This is a genomic window from Actinomadura sp. 6K520 (assembly GCF_004349245.1).
Taxonomy (GTDB): Bacteria; Actinomycetota; Actinomycetes; order Streptosporangiales; family Streptosporangiaceae; genus Spirillospora.
Map to the genome: position 1 here is coordinate 11,437 of NZ_SMLC01000092.1, position 17,429 is coordinate 28,865.

The window sequence follows — 17,429 nt, forward strand, 5'->3', positions numbered from 1 at the left end:
CCCCACCCCACCAAGGCGAGGCGGTGGACGTTGGTCGCACCTACTCCACGGCGACCGCCTGAGAACCCTGCACTTGCCGAAAACTACGTCCGCGCAGGTTAAGCGGCATATTCGTAATCGTTGAGTACTCCGCCCAGACGTTGCCGACTTCGGATGTCCAGGTGAGCGACGCGTTGAGCGTGGCGTAGTCCAGACGGGGTGGTCTACTCGTCCGAGCCGGGCACGACGACGGTGTCGCGCTCGGGGTACTTCGCGGCGAGGGCCCCGAGCAGCGTGGCGAGGTTGTCGGTGGTCATGCGGTCCTTTCCCGGAAGGTGCGGGTCAGGGCGTCGATGCGGAGGGCGCGGGCGCGCCTGCTCACGGCGGCGGCGGGCGCGAGGCTCTCGCCGCCGTGGATGGCGCCGGGGTGCACGTGCAGTTCGACCGGGACGCCGGCCCACATGAGCCGGCGGGCGAGGTCGAGGGCCTCGTCGCGGAGCAGGTCGAGCTCGCCGGTGTCGATGAACGTCGGAGGCAGGCCGGTCACGTCCCTCGCCCGCGCGGGTGCGGCATACGGTGACAGCCGCTCGCCGCCCTGGTGGGTGCCGAGGTAGGCCCGCCACGCCTGGAGGTTCGCCTCACGGCTCCACGCTCCGAAGCCGGTGTTGGTCCTGGTCGAGGGGCTGGAGGAGCGGTCGTCGAGCATCGGGCTGACGAGCATCAGGTAGGCGACCGGGGGACCGCCGTGGTCGCGCAGATGGAGCGCCGTCGCCACCGCGAGCCCACCGCCGGCGCTCGACCCGAAGACGGCGATCCGCTCCCGGTCGACGTTGAGGTCCTGGTGCCTGTCGATCAGCCAGTGCAGCCCGCGCACGCTGTCGTCGAGCGCGGCCGGGTAGCGGTGCTCGGGCGCCAGCCGGTACTCGACCGCCAGCACCGTGCACCCGACGTCCCGCGCGAGCGCGGCGGCCTTGCCGTCGTCTCCGGCCACACTGCCGGCCACCAGGCCGCCGCCGTGGAGGTAGTAGGCGCACGGAGCCGGATCGGCCAGTCCGATCGGCCGGTAGGACCGCAGGACCAACGGCGCGTCCCGCGTCGACGCGAGGGCGTGGTCGCGGATCTCCACGTCCCGGGGCAGCGGGCCGCGGCCGATGGCGGCGACGAGTTCCGCCTGACGGCGTCGTCGCTGCGGGATGTCCTCGATTCCAGCGAGTCCGTGCGGACCTACGGTCTCCAAGAACCGGTCGAGGCGAGTCCGGATCTCGGGGTCGATCCGCGCTCGGATCTCCTCGATCGGGTCCGGTGGCGCCGGGCCGGTCATCGGCGCCCGTCTGTGACGTAGGCACGGATCGCCTCGGGCGGCAGCTCGACGGTGAGCTCGGTGCCGTGGTCGATCCGGGTCATGCTGCGCACGATCAGCTCGTGGTCACCGAGCGCGACCACGTACCGGTAGTGGTCGCCGAGGAACGCCTGCGAGCGCACTTTGACGGTGACCAGGTTGGCCGTCGTGGCGGGTGCTCCAGCCGGGTGGACGATGATCCGCTCGGGGCGGATGGCGAGCCGCGCGTCGCCTTCCAGCGGTGCCGGCGGCGACACCGCGAGGGGCCGGCCGAGGCCCTCGACCCACACCTGCGAGCGGTCGGTGCCCGGTGCGACGTGGCCGCCGAGCACGTTGACGGTGCCGATGAAGTCGGCGACGAACTCGTCGGCCGGCTCGTGGTAGATCTCCTCCGGGGTTCCGACCTGCCGAACCCGACCGTGGTCCATCACCATGATGCGGTCGCTCATCGACAGCGCCTCGTCCTGGTCGTGGGTGACGAAGACGGTCGTGACGCTGATCCGCCGCTGGAGGATCTTCAGCCAGTCGCGGGCGCGTTCGCGCAGCTTGGCGTCGAGGTTCGAGAACGGCTCGTCGAGGAGCAGCAGGTCCGGTGGGTGCGCCAGGGCGCGGGCGAGGGCGACGCGTTGCTGCTGTCCGCCGCTGAGCTCGTGCGGGTAGCGATCCTCCAGACCGCTCAACTCGACCAGTTCCAGCACCTCCTGCACACGCCGGGTGCGCTCGCGCCGGGAGACCTTGCGCAGTTTGAGCGGGTAGCCCACGTTGTCGTGGACGGTCAGGTGCGGCCACACGGCGTAGGACTGGAAGACGACGCCGCAGTTGCGCTTCTCCGGCGGTACGTCGATCCGGCCGCCTGCGTCGAACACGACTCGGTCGCCGAAGGCGATGCGGCCGCCGTCGGGTGAGTGCAGGCCCGCGATCGACCACAGGGTCGTGGACTTCCCGCATCCGCTGGGGCCGAGCAGGGTGAAGAGTTCGCCGTTGTTGACGTGGAGGTCGAGGTCGTGGAGGACGGTGTTGTCGCCGAAGCTCTTGGCGAGGCCGGTGAGGGTCAGGTCAGACATGGATTCGCTTCCCCAGGGAGAGACGGCCGATGGCGAGCACCGCGACGGTGAGGAGCATCTGGATCACTCCGAAGGCCGCGACGGCGCCGCCGGTGCTGGTCGCGGCGAGCTGGAGCATGGTCAGCCCCATGACCGGGGTTTCGTCGGTGACCAGAAAGACCGCGGGATCGGCGTCGTTGAGCATCGAGACGAAGAGCAGGATGAAGCAGGTCGCCATCGCCGGGATGCTCAGCCGCAGCGAGATGCTGACCATCGAGCGCCACCAGCCGGCACCCGACGTCCGGGCTGCGAGGTCCAGGTCACGTCCGATGGAGGCGAGCGCGGGGTAGAAGGCGCTGTACCCGATCGCCAGGTTGCGGACCGCGAACGCGAGCCCGAGACCCCACAGGCTGCTGCGCATCGTGTCGGTCGGGTCGAGCAGCACGAACGCCCAGAAGAACGCCATGCCGCAGACCAGTCCCGGCATCATCCGCGGCCAGAGCATCGCCTGCTGGAGGGATCCGCGCAGTCGGAACTCCGAGCGGTGGGCGACCACCGAGAGCAGGGCGATGGCGACGGTGGCGGCGAGGCCCCCGACGGTGGCGATCAGCAGGCTGTTGACCACCGAGTTCGTCCACACCGGATTGTCGAAGACGGCGGTGAAGTTGTCGGTGGTCAGCACCGACCACGGCGAGATGAGCGGCGAGAAGATGGTGGTGACCGACGACATGACGACCCCGAAGAGCGGCACCGCCACCAGGACGAGAAGGACGAACGCGACCAGGGCCGCCAGCGGCCACCGCCACGGCCCCAGGTCCACCGGCCGCTTCGCGCTCGACTTCCCCATGACCGTCGCGTAGCGGCCGGTGTCGCCGACCACACGGTTGCGGACGACCAGCAGAGCCGAGACGACGGCGAGCAGGAACAGTCCGCCGGCGGAAACGAGTCCCTGCTCGTCGGGCGTGCCGTTCACCCAGTGGTCGTAGAGGTAGGTCGAAACAAGGGTGATGTCCTTGGAGAACCCGAGGATCAGCGGCAGGCCCAGCACCTCGAAGACGACCGCGAAGACCAGCAGGGCGGAGTTGGTCACCGCGGGGCGCAGCAGCGGCATGGTCACCGAGAGGAGTGCGCGGACGGGACCGGCGCCCGCGCTGCGGGCCGCGTCCTCGAGAGAGGAGTCGATGGACAGGACGGTGGTGCGGCAGAGAAGGAACACGGTCGGTGCCGCCACGCTGGTCGCCACCAGCGCCATCCCGTTCAGGCTGTACAGGTCGATCGGGAAGGACAGGAACGTGTTGAGCTTCAGCCACGAACTCACGTAGCCCGAGGGTGCCCACGTCGCCATCCAACCGACGATCAGCACCAGTCCGGGGAGCAGCACAGGCAGCACGAAGACGCCCGTGAACAGTCTCCGGAAAGGGAGGTTGGTCCGGGTGAGCAGCACCGCCGCGGCAACGCCGACGATGACCGAGGAGACGGTGGACATGGTCGCGAAAAGGGCGCTGTTGGCGACCGCACGCCACCACGCCCCGTCGGTCAGCAGCTCACGGAAGTTGTCCAGCGTGAGGTGACCGCCCGGCTCGTAGAGCGGCGTCGACCAGAGCGAGGCCGCGGCGACGGCGAGGACCGGGCCGATGAGCACGAGCACGGCGAGTGCCCAGACGGTGTAGTGCCCGAAGTTCGTGGACGGGCGTCGTCCGCGAAACAGACCTGCCCGACGGGATGGGGGGCCGCTGGGCCCCGCATCCGGAGTGACAACGGTCGTCATCGACCGAACGCCTCGTTCCAGCGGCTCCTGATCCTGCTCTGCTCCCCGGTGAGCGCGGGGTCGTAGGTTCCGATGTTCAGATTGTCCTTACCGCCGACGGCGGCAATGATCTGGGGGAGGCCGAAGTCGCATTTCACTCCGTCCCGGTAGGGCGTGAAGCCGGCGGCGCAGGCCGCCTCCTGGCCCTTGACCGAGAGGAGCCAGTTGAGGAACACCTTGGCGGCGTTGGAGTGGGATGCTTCGGCGGTCACGCCGACGCCGCGGGGCAACAAGGGCGTGCCGTCCTCCAGGTACCGATAGTTGACGACCTTTGCGACGTCCCCTGTGATGAACGCGCGGACTCCCCCACCGACGAAGAAGGCCGCCGCGTACTGACCCTGCGCCAGTTTGGTGGCGAGCGGTCCGTTGCCGGACTCCACCCTGGAGTGCGGACCGATCTCCCGCAGTGTCTTCCAGCCGGCATCGCCGTACTTGTTCATGTACGCGGCCGTCGCACCGAACTGGATCGAAACACTGATGTCGGTCGTCCCGATCTTTCCGTCGAGCTTGCCGGCCATGTCCGCGAGGCCGGCCATGGTGGTCGGCTGCTGGTCCTCCGGCAGGAGCGCCTTGTTGAAGAGTGCGATGACCGGGTCTTCCGAGGCCGCGTAGACGCCCGGCCCCAGGGAGGCGTAGCCGGGCAGGTTCGGAGCGTTCGGGTCCTTGTAGTCTTCGACGTTTCCGGCCTTGATGAAGTCGAGCCAGCCGAGTGCGTCGTTGCTCATCATCACGTCGGCCGTGCGCGTTCCGGTGGCGACCTCGGTGTCGTAGCGCTGGAACATCTGCTGGTCGCCGAGGGAAAGGTAACGAAGTGCGATCCCGGGGTTCGCCTGCTCGAAGGCCTTCTTGATCGGCGCCATCTGCTGGTCTTCCGCGTTGGTGTAGAGAAGGACCTCCCCCTCCTTCTTCGCCGCCTCCAGCGTCGCATCGTCGACCGGCGTCACCGCCGAGGCTTCCCCTACATCGGCCGTCGGCGCCGGCGTCGTCGCAGATGACGAGTCACCAGACGACCCGCACGCCCCGAGTGTCAGCGCCGCGGCGATCGCCAGGGGCAGAACTGCTGTCCTTCTCATGGATGTCCTCGATCCATCGGCGCGCCGAGCTCGCGCTGCGTGTGATGCTCGTCATACCCTAGTTGCTATTGCAACGCCGTCAAGAGTTGCAGATGGTTTTTACCATGGAGTCTTCTCGCCGACGGTCGCTGCTGATAGCACCGGACAAGTTCCGGGGGCACGGCGACGGCCGGCCAAGTCGCCACCACCGTCGACGCTGCGATGTCTCGCCGCGACGACCGCGCACGTCCTGGCGGTGTACGGACCGGTCAGGTCCGGCCGACCTGTTTCTGGCTGAGCCGTTCCTGCGGGAAGTCCGCTGGAGCTCGCAAGAGGGCGAGCGGGACGTGGTGCTGTCCGGCGTGCATGTCACGGTCGCGCAGCGAGCCCTGCGGCATCGGCCGGGGGAAGGAGATCTTCACGACGTTCAGGGAGGGGATCCGGTAGATGCGGATGGTGCTCGCCTCGACTCGGTAGAGGTCGGCGACCACCTGCTCGTTGAGGAACGCCTCGTCGGCCACGATCCGGTAGCCGTCGGCGTCGCGCATGAACAGCTCCATGGTGACCCAGAACGGGCCGGCGTTCTTGGAGCGGACCTCCAGGGCAAGGTCGCCCAGGGTGGGCGCCTCGGGCTTGTGCGGTGTCTCAGGCACGGGCCGTCCCCCCGATCTCGGTACGGAACATGGCGGTGGGGGTGCGGGAGTCGACGACGTGGTTGAGCACGAACTCGTACGCCGGACCGCGCTCGACCTCGGCCGGCGAGCTCGGGAACGCCAGACTGGGCAGGTAGCCCATGGACGGGGTGGGAAGGTGCAGCATCAGGGGGTTCGCGACCTTCGCGACAGCCGTGGCGGTGACCTGGTCGGGCGCGTTGACCAGCAGCATCACGCCGACCTCGCGCGGTGGCCCGCTCTCCGGCTCCAGGTCATCGAGCACCGCGTTGTGCCCGTAGAGTCGCAGGTCGAAGGCGTATTCGTCCGCGGCCAGCCCCAGGGTCTGCGTGACCCGCTCCCGGATGATCGTGCACATCAGGTCGGCCCAGACGTCGATGTCCTTGAGGATCAGGGGGTCCCTGATGCCGGTGAAGGACATGGTCTCGTAGCCGGTGATCCGGGCTCCTTCGAGCTTGATCGTGTGCTGGTCGGCGACATGGAACCGCGATCCCTCGACCCGGACCGTGCGCTCGTCGAGGGCGACGTAGGTCGCCTCGCGCACGTCGAGGGTGCCGTCGGGCTCGCGCATCTCGAAGGGATCCGCGGTCTCGTACAGCATGTGGGCCGCGACTGAGATCGGCGTGCACGCGGCTTCGAGGTCCAGCGGCTCGATGGTGAACCCGGTCGCGTCGATGATCGTGTAGACGCCTCCGGCGCGGGGGTTGCTGGTCGCCTGGCCGCCGCACTCCACGATCTTGGCGGCGTGCCACGTCGGCCCGGCGGGCATCCCCTTCAGCAGGGGGTACGCCGCCGCCACGGCGGTGTCGGTCGCCCGGCCGGCGAGCACGACCTGGGCGCCGGCCTGGAGCGCCTCGACGATGGGCTCGTGGCCCATCAGTCCAACGATGCGGGTGCAGCTCTCGAGGGTCTCGGCGGTGAGGTCCCCCAGCGGGGGCAGCGGGTGGATCCGGCCGGCGTCGAGCGCCTCCTTGAGGTCGGCGGGGACCTGCTCGCTGTAGATCCGCGCGACCCGGAGGTCCAGGCCCTCTCCCGCCATGATCTTCTCCACCATGCCGGCGACCCAGTCGACACCGGAGTCGGTGCCGCTGGTGCCGCACGAGCCGATGATCAACGGGACGCCGGCCGTGGCGGCCGCCCGCAGTGCGCTGCGCAGGTCCCGCTCCACCGCCTTGCCCGTCGTCTTCGGCGTCGAGGAGCCGAGGTAGTAGGGCCCGGAGTCGGTCGACCCGCCGTCGATGGTGATGACGTCGATTCCGAGCGCGAGACCACGCTCGATGGTGGCTTCGTCCCAGCCCGCGCCGAGCATGCCGCTGGGCGTCAGGATCCGGACGCGCTCGGCCGGTGCGTTGTCCATGCGTTCTCATCTCGTTCGGTGAGGCTCAGTCGCGGAGGGGGAGGTTCGCGAGCACGGCGTCGGTCATCTCCTGCGTGGTGGCGGTGCCGCCCAGGTCGGGGGTGCGGGCCGCACCGCCGGCGAGGGTCCGCTCGATGCCGGCCATGAGGGCTGCCGCGGCATCCGGCCGGCCGAGGTGGTCGAGCATCATCGAGGCCGACCACAGTGCGCCGAGGGGGTTCGCGACACCCTCGCCCGCGATGTCGGGCGCGGATCCGTGCACCGGCTCGAACATCGACGGGTGCTCGCGCTCGGGGTTGATGTTGGCCGCCGGCGCGATCCCGATGCTGCCGGCGATGGCCGCCGCCAGGTCGCTCAGGATGTCGCCGAAGAGGTTGGAGCCGACGATCACGTCGTACGCCGCCGGGCGGAGCACCAGCTTCGCGACCAGGGCGTCGATGTGCTCCTGGCGCCAGGGCACGTCGTACGCCGCCGCGCGCTCGCGAACGATCTCGTCCCAGAACGGCATCGTGTGCACGATGCCGTTCGACTTGGTCGCCGAGGTCACGCTGCCTCCGCGGGAAGCGGCGAGGTCGAAGGCGTAGTCCACGATCCGGGTCACGCCGGCCCGGGTGAAGACGGCCTCCTGGACCGCCATCTCCTCCGGGAACCCGCGGTTGAGGCGACCACCGATCTCGCTGTACTCGCCCTCGACGTTCTCGCGGACGACCACGAAGTCGACGCCGTCGCTGTCGCGCAGCGGGCCCGGCAAACCGGCCATCACCTTGATCGGGCGGAGGTTGACGTACTGCCGGAACTGGCGCCGGATCGGGATGAGCAGCCCCCACAGCGACACGTGGTCGGGCACGCCCGGCCAGCCGACGGCGCCCAGCAGGATCGCGTCGTGCCCGGCGACCTGGTCGAGACCGTCCTCGGGCATCATCCGGCCGGTTTCGAGGTAGCGCTCGCACGACCAGTCGAAGTGGTCGAAGGAGAAGGAGAAGCCGTGGTGCTCGCCGAGCACCTCCAGCGCCTGCAACGCCGGCGGGATCACCTCGGTGCCGATCCCGTCGCCGGGGATGACGGCGACCTGGTACGTGGGCCGGTAGGCCGGGTTCATGCCGGCACCCCCGCGTTGACGGCGAAGCGGGCCTCGCCGGCCAGCGAGCGGACCAGCTCGGCGGCGCCCTCGAGAGCGGCTGCGGCCCGCGCCTCGGCGGTCTGCCCCGCCATATGGGAGTAGACGACGATGTCGCCGACCCCGCGCAGCGGGCTGTCCTCCGGCAGCGGCTCGGTGCAGGCCACGTCGAGGGCGGCCCCGGCGATCTCGCCGCCGCGTACGGCTGCGGCGAGCGCGTCCTCGTCGACGATCGGGCCGCGCGCGGTATTGACCAGCACGGCCGTCGGTTTCATCGCCCGGAAGGCCGCGGCGCCGAGCAGTCCCCTGCTCCGCTCGGTGAGCGCAGTGTGGACGGAGACGTAGTCGGAGGAGGCGAGCAGGTCATCGAGCCCGACGAAGCGCACGCCCTCACCGGTGGCGGACTCGCCCCGCTCGTCGGCCGGGACGCTGGTCGTGCAGAGCACGGTCATGCCGAAGGCCCGCGCCAGGGTGGCCACCAGCCGCGCGGACGCGCCGTACCCGATCAGGCCCAGGGTCGCGCCCCGCAGCTCATGACCGTCCGCACGGGGCCAACCCCCGGCGGCGACGCCGGTCGCGCTCTGCACCAGGCGGCGCGCGGCCGCGAGGAGCAGCCCGAGGGTGTACTCGGCGACGGCGTTGGCGTTGACGCCGGGAAGGTTGCTCACCGTGATGCCCAGCCGAGCGGCCGCGGCAACGTCGACGGAGTCGTAGCCGACGCCGGTGCGCACGACGACCCGCAGCGACGGGGCCTGCTCGAACACCGCGGCGGTCATCGGCTCGTTGGCGATGAGCGCTGCGTCGACCCCTTGCAGAGCGGCGACCAGCTCGTCGGGGTTCCGCTTGCCCGTCATCGGGAGGTGCACGGTCTCGTGGCCGGCACCGCGCAGGTACAGGTCGGCCTCGTCGCCGGGGCGAAGGTAGTCGGTGGTGATCAGGACACGGGACACGCGCGTTGTCCTCCTCTGTGTTGACGGTGGCTGTCATCGGTCCGTCTCTGGTGCCGGAAACCGCCCGGAAGGTCGTTTCTGGCGGGGGGTGGCGTCGGCTACATTATGTTTGCTACAGCATCACCGTCAAGTGTTGCATAGCACTGGATGCCACTGACTCGATAGGGTAGGTATCGTGGCGACCACTCCCGTTGAGACATCGAACGCCGACACGCTGGCCGACCAGACCTACCGCGCGGTTCGCACGGCGATCGCGACCGGGAAGATCAAGCCGGGTCAGCGGGTCACCGAGCGCGGCCTCGCTGAGCAGTTGTCAGTGAGCCCTACCCCGGTACGCGAGGCGATCCGCCGGCTCCAGCAGGACGGCTTGCTAGAGCGCACCGGACCGCGGACCGTGAAGGTGTCGTTCATCAGCGAGACCGCCATCCGCGACCTCGCCGAGGTGGAGATCGCGCTACGCGGCATGATCGCGAGGTTCGCCGCGCAACGCGCGACACAGGAACAGCTCGACCAGCTCGACGCGATCCTCGACGACGCCGACGACCTCTTGATCCTGATTCGCCAGCGCCGCAGCGAAGGCACACCGCAGGACCGGCATGTCAACCAGCTGCTCGACACGATGCAGCGATTCAACGAGGCGGTCGACAGTTGCGCCGGCAACCCCGTGCTGCTCCGTCTCCTAGAGCAGGCACGCGTCTTCTCCCCCTCTGGGCGACGAGCACGTTTGCTGGAGCTGCTCGCCACGAACGACGAGTTCGGCATGGATCGCTACCAGAACCACCGGCGACTCGTCCGCGCTCTGCGTGACCGCGACCCGGCCGCCGCCGAGAAGATCACCACGGAGCGCGCCCGCGCCGGCATGAGCGCCCTGCTGGAGTCGCTCGGCGCTGAATCCGACGTCTCCGGCGACACCGCCGCCGATCAGCACATCGACCTCTCGGTGTTCGGATAGTCGGGCGCGCCGTGAACGCCTCTCCCCCGCAGCGTGTACGGCGCGGACAGCGACCCGGACGCACGGTTCGTCCCTCGCCGACGAGCGGACCCCACTTGGTCGGCGTGCTCGGGACCCGGTCTATGGGTCACTCTTTGATCTGACGACGACCGCAGCCGCGACCGCCTCGCCACGGTGCACCTCTCCCACCCGGCCGAGACCCCGGTCCGCGACCGCGAGGACGAGGGCGAGCCCGGCGAACACGAGGGCGCAGAGTCCGAGGATGTGCATGCCCGATGTCGTCGCGCCGTCATCGAGGACGGCGCCGACCGTCGCGGCCGCGACCAGAGCGCCGAGGTACATCGACATGCTCTGCAGGCCGGCCGAGGAGGCCAGGCGGTCGGGTTCGGCCTGGTGGTACAGCGCGTTCTGGTTGGCCAGGTTGAGCAGTCCCTGCGGGACGCCGACGAGGACGGCGATGACGACGAGGGCGATCACCGGGACGTCCTCGCCGATCACCACCAGTGCGGAGCAGATCGTGACCTGGACGGCACTGCCGACGATGAGCTTGCCTCTGACCGACTGCCGGCGGCCGGTGGCCGCGGCGACGGCGATCGCCACCAGGAAGGTCGGGATGATCAGCAGGCCCGCCTGTCCCGGGTCGAGGCCGCGGCCTTCCTGGAGCCACTGGGTATAGCCGAAGAGAAAGAGGTAGGTGACGGTCGCGGTCAGCAGGTTCCGGGCGTAGGTCGCAACCAGTGGTGCGTTACCGAGGAGCAGGCGCAGGTCGATGAACGGCTCGGCGACACGAAGCTCGACGTACACAAAGGCGACGCCGGCCACAGCAGCGACCACCAGGAGCGGCCACAGGCCGACGTCTCGCTCCAGCAGAACCAGCATCGCACACACCAGGAACACCCCGAAGAGCGCGGCACCCAGCGGATCGAACCGCGGCCGCGGGCCGCCGCCGATGCGGTCGTGGCGCGGCAACAGCCACGCACCCACCCCAAGGCAAGCCAGAGAGAGGGGGATGTTCACCGCGAAAGTGCTACGCCACCCCGCGACGCCGATGAGGAGCCCGCCCACGGGCGGACCGAGGACGGCGAAGGTCTGGTTGGTCACCGAGAGGAGCGTGAGGATCCCGGCCGGGCTCGCGCGGCCGGTACGAAGGGCCTCGCTCCGAATGAGGTACATCGAGGACGGATAGCTGGCGCAGGTGCCGATGCCGAGCAGCACCCGGGCGGCGACCAGCGTGCCGAGATCCTGCGCGACCAGGCCGAGCAGACCCGCGAGCCCGACCAAGGCGCTGCCGGCCAGGTAGAGCCGACGCGGACCGAGGACGTCGACCAGACGACCGACCACCGGCTGGCCCACCGCCGTGGCGAGGTACAGCCCTGAGACCAGCCACGCGGTGCGCGTGGGGGAGACGTCAAGAGCCCGGCCGATCGGAACCAGGGAGACCGCGATGATCGATGAGTTGACCGGGTTGAGCATCGAGCCGAGCACCATCGGCGCGACCAGCCGGCGGTCGAAGGCGGTCCGGCTCATGGAGCCCTTCATGGGGTGTTCATCCGGCCGGGGTCCGCCGATCCACCGGATCGATGGGCACTGGCGGGGAAGACGGGCCTCGTTGTCGCCTAGTCCTTGATCGTCGCAGGAACACCGTGAAGGAGGTTCAGCGCGCTGGAGTCGAGCATGTCGACGTAGTGGACGATGACCGCCTCCCAGGTCTGGGGCACGTACTTCGAGGTCGCGGTGTGCACGATGACGTTGTGGACCATCTCCAGCGGGAGGCCCTTGTTCCACATCTTGTGCGCACCGTAGAAGCCGTGCTGGATCAGGTGACCGAAGCGCGAGGCCCGCCCTCCCTTCTCGGACGGCTCGAACTCCAAGAGCTTGCTGACGTCGTGCAGGTTGGCCGCGGCGATCAGCAGATCCCGATCGAACGGAATCCCCTGCACGCGCTCGACGACCTCGGCGACCGCCACCGCCATCTGCGTAGTGGAACGCGTGTGCTCGACGAGCTTGACGCTGGCGGGAACCTTGTACGGGTGCTTGGGCACGTCGCCGACGGACTGCCAGCCGCTCTCGTTCAGCACCTCCTGCCAGATCTCGACAACGGTCTCGCGAAGGGTGTCGTCGGCGACGTCCCGCAGCTCAGGGAAGGTGTCGAGGATCTCCTCGGCGGTCGCCTTGTTCGCGGTGGCGGTGGCGGTGGCGGGGAGGGCGGTGTCGGCCATATCGCTCTTTCCTTGGGACACTGTTGCACCCGCAGTTTGCTGTAGCATCCACCGCAAGTCAACCATCGCACCGTCACCTCGGCCAAGCACAGCCAGGCTGCCGGTACTCCCGGTACCGATGGGCGACTTCACCACCAACGGCAAGCCGCCAACCAGCCATGGTCATCACCCGGCCTGGCTGGATTATTGGTGGTCGTCCCACGATCCCTGGGGCGGTGCGCCCGTCAGTGGAGTGGTGTCGAGGTACCTGGGCTCCAGAACGCGCTCGGTGAACCTCCAGCCATCCGGGGTGCGCTGGTAGTGGTCGTGGAACAGGCCGTACATGACGACCGACCTGCCGTCGCGCTGGCGACCGATCTCGAAGATGTAGTCCCGGCCGGTCGCGGTGTCGCCATCGACCTGAATCGGGCCCGAGTGCGAGTTCTGCACCCAGAACTCCCACGCACTCTGCAGCCGTTCGATCCCGTCGCGGATATTCTTCCGCCCGACGAGCTCGACGTTGGCGAAGGGGAGCTGCCACACCGCGTCCTTGGTGAACAACGACGCGAAACGGTCGTAGTCGCCGAGCATGGGCGCGTCGACGTGCTCGCCGCGCAGCGCCTCGATCTCGACGCGGTCAGCGATGACCGCAAAGTCACTCATCTATGTCCTCCATGATGTCGCTGAGTGCTCTTCTCAGTGGTACGACCAGTGGCCGCGGATGTGCCGGGCCGGTTCGGCGGGGCCGGCGTGCTGGGCGTTCCGGCTGTGATCGCGTACACGGTGGTGGTCGGGATGGTCACCAGCCGTACGGACCGAATCGTCCCCAACTGACGAACGTGGCGAGCACCAGCAGGATGGTGGTGACCGGCACAGCGGACGACTCCTTACGACGGACGTGCATGGCCATCGCCAGGAGCATCAAGATCGCCAGCCCGGCCCCGGCGATCGGGGTCAGGACGTGGGCGATTCCGATCGCGGCCGGCACGACCAGTCCGATCGCGCCGAGCAGTTCCATGACACCGATGAATCGCAGCGTTGCCAGAGAGACGTCCTTCACCCAGGGATACTTGCCGGCCAGCTTGTTCTTCGGCTGGGCGAGTTTCTGCAGGCCGGACATGACGAAGATGGCCGCCAGGAGCGCCTGAACGACCCACAAGAACACGTTCATCAAAAGGTCTTTTCTGTTGGTGTGAAAAGGTTTTCACGGGCCTCATTTCGGCGACTGGGGAGCCATCTCCGCCGCCAGGTCATGAGGGGCCTGCGGGGATCACTCCGAGCTGTCGCATCTGCGAGAGGACGTCGACGACCCCCCAGGTCTCGGTGATCCGCCCGTCCTCGAATCGAACGATCATGATTTCCTGCCAGGTGACGGCCTTTCCGGTGGGCGGGATGCCCATGTACTCGCCCTGATGGGTTCCGCTCACGGTGTTCCTGGAGACGACTTTGTCCCCCTCGGCGATCACGTCCTCGGTCGTGATGTGCAGGTCAGGGAAGGCGCCGAGGAGCTTGGTGAACACCTCTTTGATCGCCTCGACTCCCGTCGTTCCGATCGGCAGGGGAGTGCGGATCAGAACGTCCGGGTCGAAGACCTCGTCGAAGGTCGTGGAGATGAGGTCCGCATCACCGCTGTTGACCGCCTGGGTCCCGCGGTTGCACGTCGCCTTGTTGATTGCTGTCTGGTCTTCGGACATGTGTTTCTCCTCGGATCGCCATGGACGTTCAGTGGCGGCCACGACTCGAAGGTCCGGCCGTCCGCCGCCGAGCATCGCGGGCTACCTGGACGCAGACGTCGGCCCCGCTCCGCAACTCGTGCGGAGGGCGGAAGAAGTAGTCGCTCTTATCCAGGCGACGAACGAACACGCGTCCAGGGGACAACCCGGGTCAGAAAAGTTCGAGGCGGCGGGCCAGGAACCTCCGCTCGGGGGGTGACGTGGCGAGGTCGAGCGCCCGGCGATACGCGGATCTGGCCTCTCCGTCGCGGCCGAGACGCCGCAGCAGCTCGCCCCGGGTCGAATGGAAGTAGAGGTAGCCGTCCAGGTCGAGGCCGTCGACCGCGCGCAGTGCCGTGGCGGGGTCGCCGGCCTGGGCGAGCGCCGCGGCGCGGTTGAGCTCGACCACCGGCGAGCCGGTGAGTTCGACCAGCCTCTGGTACATCGCGGCGACCTGCTTCCAATCGATCTGAGCTCGCGTCTGCAACGAGGCGATCGCGGCCTGGACGACGTAGGGGCCGCGCCCGCCCAGGGCGATCGCCCGATCGAGCGCGGCCCGCCCCGTCGCGAGCTGGCGCTTGTCCCAGAGCGAGCGGTCCTGGTCCTCGAGCAGCACGAGATCGTCGCCGGCGAACCGGGCCTGCCGCCTGGCCTGGTGGATCAGCATCAGGGCGAGCAGCCCATGTGCCTCCGGCTCGTCCGGCATGAGCGCGGCGAGCACTCCGCCAAGGTGGACGGCTTCGGCGCCGAGGTCGATCCGGCCGCTGTAGCCCTCGTTGTAGATCAGGTAGATGACGGCCAGCACGGCGTCGAGACGGTCCGCCAGCAGGTGCGCACCGGGCACCGCGAACGGGATCCCGGTCGCCTTGATCTTGGCCTTGGCGCGGGCCAGGCGGCGCTTCATGGTCTCTTCGGAGACGAGGAAGGCCCGGGCGATCTCGGCGGTCTCCAGGCCGCCGAGGGCCCGCAGCGTGAGCGCCACCTGCCCCTCCAGCGGCAGCGCCGGATGGCAGCAGGTGAAGATCAGCTCAAGTCGTTCGTCCTTGATCCCGCTCTCGTCGAACTCGTCCATCGCAGCGGCCTCCGGCACCGTCAGCAGGGGGATCTTCTCGGCCAGGGTGCGTTCCCGGCGGATCCGGTCGATCGCCCGGTTGCGGGCCGTCGTCACCAGCCACGCACCCGGGGTGTCCGGCACGCCCGACACCGGCCAGCGCTCCGCCGCGATCGCGAACGCCTCCTGCGCGGCGTCCTCCGCCTTGTCGAAATCACCCAGGAATCCGACCAGCGAGGCCAGTACCCGGCCCCATTCCTCCCTGAAGGTCTTCTCAAGCACGCTCATGGCCGGACCAACGGCCGTATCTCCACGGTGCCCCCGAGCCGGGCGGCCGGGATGCTCGCGGCCAGCTCGATCGCCTCGTCCAGGTCGGCCGCCTCGATGAGGCCGATTCCGCCGAGCACCTCCTTGGTGTCCGCGAACGGGCCGTCGGTCATCAGCGTCCGGCCCCCGACCACGCGCACACTGGTCGCCGTCTCGACCGACTGCAGTTGCGCGTGGAGGACGCAGCGGCCGTCATCGGCCAACGCACGATAGTCGGCGTTGGCCACGTCACGGTCCGCATCGGACAACCCCTCATGGGAGCCGGGTTCGACGTAGATCAGCAGGGCGTACTGCATCGCGACCTCCAGGGCAGTGGACTCTCACCCCTACGACGAACGAGCAGCCGCACATGGGACATCACCGATGCTTCGAATTCCGGCTCTCCGCCAGGGCTCGCCGCCAATCCGGTGCGGGGCCACCCGGTCCCCCGCCGCGGTCAGCATGTCGTTCCCGGGCCAACCGTCAGTCCGCGGAAGGAAGCCTCCACCGGGAGGTGAGGGCCGACCGGTGCGGTGCGGCGGTTCGGCGCCTGGCAGAGGCCGTTTCCGGCTGTACGAGTGTGTCCGGCGTACAGGCTGACAACACGGATCTTCTTGAGGACAACCTGAGCGATCGGTGACGGTGGCCACAGCCGCGGGATTCGCTCCCCCGTCGCCCGCGTTCAGGAGATCACATGAACCTGCCGTCCTTTGCCACCGCCCTCCTGGGGGCGGCCTTGCTCACTTCTCTGACCGGGGCGGCTGAGACGCCGGCGCGGGCGGACGAGGCCAAGGCACTTCCGAGCTTGAACATGGAGGCCACCGTCAAGGCGGCGCAGATCGACCCGCGGCGGGCCGGCAACACGCTGACCCCGGGCGCCAAGGCCGGCGTCCTGCTCGTCGAGCGGGCGCTGCGCGATCGGAACCTGCTGGACGCACGGTGGGTGGACGGCCACTTCGGCACCACGACGGTCGCCGCCTACGCGAAGTACCAGAGGTCGCTCGGCTACACCGGTCTCGACGCCAACGGCCTGCCCGGCAAGACGTCCCTCGCCAAGCTGGGAGCCGGCCGCTTCACGGTCACCCGCACGATCGGCCCGGGTGCCCGCGTCTCCACCGGCGGCGTCATCGTCAACACCCGCACGCGGGACATGCTGGCCGAGGCGGAGCGGCTGCTCGGCCGCGACCTCGTGCTCGAGCAGGGGTCGTACAACCCCGGCGGCGACCCCACGTCCGCGGGCACCCACGACGGCGGCGGCGTCGTCGACATCTCGGTCAAGGGGATGAGCTCCGCCACCCGGACCGCGGCCGTCCGCGCGCTGCGCCGGGTCGGCTTCGCGGCCTGGGTGCGCAGCCCCGACCAGGGCGACTGGCCGTGGCACATCCACGCCGCCGCCATCAGCGACACCGACCTCTCCAGCCAGGCCCAGCACCAGACGGGCGACTACTACCTCGGCCTGAACGGGCTCGCCAACCGTAATCCGGACGACGGCCCGAAGGTGACCATCCGCACCTGGGAGGAGTACCAGCGCCGCTGACCTCCCCCGCCAACCCCAGGATTCGCGAACAGAAGGAGAGAAGTATGAGCACGCTCAGCAAGATCCTCACCGCGACGACCGCCGCCGTCGCGCTCGGCGGGGCCGCGGCCGCCCTCGCATCGCCCGCCTCGGCCGCGGCCCGCAACGGCGTCTGTGAGAGCGGCGAGTTCTGCTACTACTACAACAGCAACAACGCGGGGTCGGTCTCGGACTTCACGGGATCGATCGCCAACTACGGCACCGAGCAGCCGTCCTGCTACGACTTCAAAGGCCCGGGCAACGGCAAGGGCCAGTGCATCAAGAACGAGGCCGCCTCGGTCTGGAACCGCAGCGGCAAAACCGTCCGCGTCTACTACAA

The 17,429-nt window shown here is 69.1% G+C and carries 18 protein-coding genes; 3 read left to right on the top strand and 15 right to left on the bottom strand.

Annotated features, from left to right (window positions below; all coding sequences use genetic code 11):
- Positions 1–292: 292 nt before the first annotated feature.
- The 8 genes from E1289_RS22920 to E1289_RS22955 form a co-directional block, all read right to left on the bottom strand.
- Positions 293–1,300: an alpha/beta hydrolase gene (locus tag E1289_RS22920; protein WP_131983447.1), complete on the bottom strand. Its 1,008-nt coding sequence runs from the start codon at positions 1,298–1,300 to the stop codon at positions 293–295.
- Complete coding sequence (locus E1289_RS22925; RefSeq protein WP_131983449.1) at positions 1,297–2,382, bottom strand: ABC transporter ATP-binding protein; 1,086 nt, start codon at positions 2,380–2,382, stop codon at positions 1,297–1,299. Before E1289_RS22925 ends, E1289_RS22920 begins: the two co-directional genes overlap by 4 nt.
- Positions 2,375–4,009, bottom strand: coding sequence for an iron ABC transporter permease (locus E1289_RS22930; protein ID WP_207929096.1), 1,635 nt, complete (start codon positions 4,007–4,009; stop codon positions 2,375–2,377). Before E1289_RS22930 ends, E1289_RS22925 begins: the two co-directional genes overlap by 8 nt.
- Before the next feature lie 116 nt (positions 4,010–4,125).
- The gene (locus tag E1289_RS22935) at positions 4,126–5,241 is read right to left on the bottom strand and encodes an extracellular solute-binding protein (protein ID WP_131983453.1); all 1,116 of its coding nucleotides are present in this window, start codon (positions 5,239–5,241) and stop codon (positions 4,126–4,128) included.
- 248 nt (positions 5,242–5,489) lie between these two features.
- Positions 5,490–5,873 carry a DUF4387 domain-containing protein gene (locus E1289_RS22940; RefSeq protein WP_131983455.1) on the bottom strand — a complete coding sequence of 128 codons (384 nt, stop codon included), beginning with the start codon at positions 5,871–5,873 and terminating at the stop codon, positions 5,490–5,492.
- Positions 5,866–7,248, bottom strand: coding sequence for an acyclic terpene utilization AtuA family protein (locus E1289_RS22945; protein WP_131983457.1), 1,383 nt, complete (start codon positions 7,246–7,248; stop codon positions 5,866–5,868). Before E1289_RS22945 ends, E1289_RS22940 begins: the two co-directional genes overlap by 8 nt.
- A 25-nt stretch (positions 7,249–7,273) precedes the next feature.
- Positions 7,274–8,347, bottom strand: a complete 1,074-nt coding sequence (locus tag E1289_RS22950; RefSeq protein WP_131983460.1) for a tartrate dehydrogenase — start codon at positions 8,345–8,347, stop codon at positions 7,274–7,276.
- Positions 8,344–9,315: a phosphoglycerate dehydrogenase gene (locus tag E1289_RS22955; RefSeq protein WP_131983462.1), complete on the bottom strand. Its 972-nt coding sequence runs from the start codon at positions 9,313–9,315 to the stop codon at positions 8,344–8,346. Before E1289_RS22955 ends, E1289_RS22950 begins: the two co-directional genes overlap by 4 nt.
- A 175-nt stretch (positions 9,316–9,490) precedes the next feature.
- Here E1289_RS22955 and E1289_RS22960 point away from each other — a divergent pair, with 175 nt between their 5' ends.
- On the top strand, positions 9,491–10,267 hold the full coding sequence (locus E1289_RS22960) for a GntR family transcriptional regulator (RefSeq protein WP_131983464.1): 777 nt from the start codon (positions 9,491–9,493) through the stop codon (positions 10,265–10,267).
- A 120-nt stretch (positions 10,268–10,387) separates the two neighbouring features.
- Here the strand turns inward: E1289_RS22960 and E1289_RS22965 are convergent, their stop codons facing one another.
- The 7 genes from E1289_RS22965 to E1289_RS22995 form a co-directional block, all read right to left on the bottom strand.
- Positions 10,388–11,806, bottom strand: a complete 1,419-nt coding sequence (locus E1289_RS22965) for an MFS transporter (RefSeq protein ID WP_131983466.1) — start codon at positions 11,804–11,806, stop codon at positions 10,388–10,390.
- 77 nt (positions 11,807–11,883) lie between these two features.
- Positions 11,884–12,486 (bottom strand): HD domain-containing protein, encoded by a 603-nt coding sequence (locus tag E1289_RS22970; RefSeq protein ID WP_165970580.1) that lies wholly within the window; start codon positions 12,484–12,486, stop codon positions 11,884–11,886.
- Between the two features lie 183 nt (positions 12,487–12,669).
- Positions 12,670–13,128, bottom strand: a complete 459-nt coding sequence (locus E1289_RS22975; RefSeq protein ID WP_131983470.1) for a nuclear transport factor 2 family protein — start codon at positions 13,126–13,128, stop codon at positions 12,670–12,672.
- 136 nt (positions 13,129–13,264) lie between these two features.
- Complete coding sequence (locus tag E1289_RS22980; protein WP_131983472.1) at positions 13,265–13,636, bottom strand: DoxX family protein; 372 nt, start codon at positions 13,634–13,636, stop codon at positions 13,265–13,267.
- Between the two features lie 79 nt (positions 13,637–13,715).
- Positions 13,716–14,201 (bottom strand): ester cyclase, encoded by a 486-nt coding sequence (locus tag E1289_RS22985; protein ID WP_207929097.1) that lies wholly within the window; start codon positions 14,199–14,201, stop codon positions 13,716–13,718.
- A gap of 148 nt (positions 14,202–14,349) precedes the next feature.
- The gene (locus E1289_RS22990; RefSeq protein ID WP_131983474.1) at positions 14,350–15,516 is read right to left on the bottom strand and encodes a sigma-70 family RNA polymerase sigma factor; all 1,167 of its coding nucleotides are present in this window, start codon (positions 15,514–15,516) and stop codon (positions 14,350–14,352) included.
- A complete protein-coding gene (locus tag E1289_RS22995) occupies positions 15,513–15,851 on the bottom strand; it encodes a YciI family protein (RefSeq protein WP_131983476.1) in 339 nt (112 codons plus the stop codon). Before E1289_RS22995 ends, E1289_RS22990 begins: the two co-directional genes overlap by 4 nt.
- A gap of 377 nt (positions 15,852–16,228) precedes the next feature.
- Here E1289_RS22995 and E1289_RS23000 point away from each other — a divergent pair, with 377 nt between their 5' ends.
- Entirely contained in the window at positions 16,229–17,071 is an 843-nt protein-coding gene (locus tag E1289_RS23000) for a peptidoglycan-binding protein (protein WP_131983478.1), read from the top strand.
- 44 nt (positions 17,072–17,115) lie between these two features.
- Positions 17,116–17,429, top strand: a 314-nt coding sequence (locus E1289_RS23005; RefSeq protein WP_207929098.1) for a peptidase inhibitor family I36 protein, incomplete at its 3' end; no start/stop codon positions are given.

Excerpts from the sequence above, each read along its gene's own strand:
- E1289_RS22990 (WP_131983474.1), bottom strand. The coding sequence starts at position 15,516 with ATGAGCGTGCTTGAGAAGACCTTCAGGGAGGAATGGGGCCGGGTACTG.
- E1289_RS22995 (WP_131983476.1), bottom strand. The coding sequence starts at position 15,851 with ATGCAGTACGCCCTGCTGATCTACGTCGAACCCGGCTCCCATGAGGGG.
- E1289_RS22925 (WP_131983449.1), bottom strand. The coding sequence starts at position 2,382 with ATGTCTGACCTGACCCTCACCGGCCTCGCCAAGAGCTTCGGCGACAAC.
- E1289_RS22970 (WP_165970580.1), bottom strand. The coding sequence starts at position 12,486 with ATGGCCGACACCGCCCTCCCCGCCACCGCCACCGCCACCGCGAACAAG.
- E1289_RS22975 (WP_131983470.1), bottom strand. The coding sequence starts at position 13,128 with ATGAGTGACTTTGCGGTCATCGCTGACCGCGTCGAGATCGAGGCGCTG.
- E1289_RS22965 (WP_131983466.1), bottom strand. The coding sequence starts at position 11,806 with ATGAAGGGCTCCATGAGCCGGACCGCCTTCGACCGCCGGCTGGTCGCG.
- E1289_RS22980 (WP_131983472.1), bottom strand. The coding sequence starts at position 13,636 with ATGAACGTGTTCTTGTGGGTCGTTCAGGCGCTCCTGGCGGCCATCTTC.
- E1289_RS22920 (WP_131983447.1), bottom strand. The coding sequence starts at position 1,300 with ATGACCGGCCCGGCGCCACCGGACCCGATCGAGGAGATCCGAGCGCGG.
- E1289_RS23000 (WP_131983478.1), top strand. The coding sequence starts at position 16,229 with ATGAACCTGCCGTCCTTTGCCACCGCCCTCCTGGGGGCGGCCTTGCTC.
- E1289_RS22945 (WP_131983457.1), bottom strand. The coding sequence starts at position 7,248 with ATGGACAACGCACCGGCCGAGCGCGTCCGGATCCTGACGCCCAGCGGC.
- E1289_RS22935 (WP_131983453.1), bottom strand. The coding sequence starts at position 5,241 with ATGAGAAGGACAGCAGTTCTGCCCCTGGCGATCGCCGCGGCGCTGACA.
- E1289_RS22950 (WP_131983460.1), bottom strand. The coding sequence starts at position 8,347 with ATGAACCCGGCCTACCGGCCCACGTACCAGGTCGCCGTCATCCCCGGC.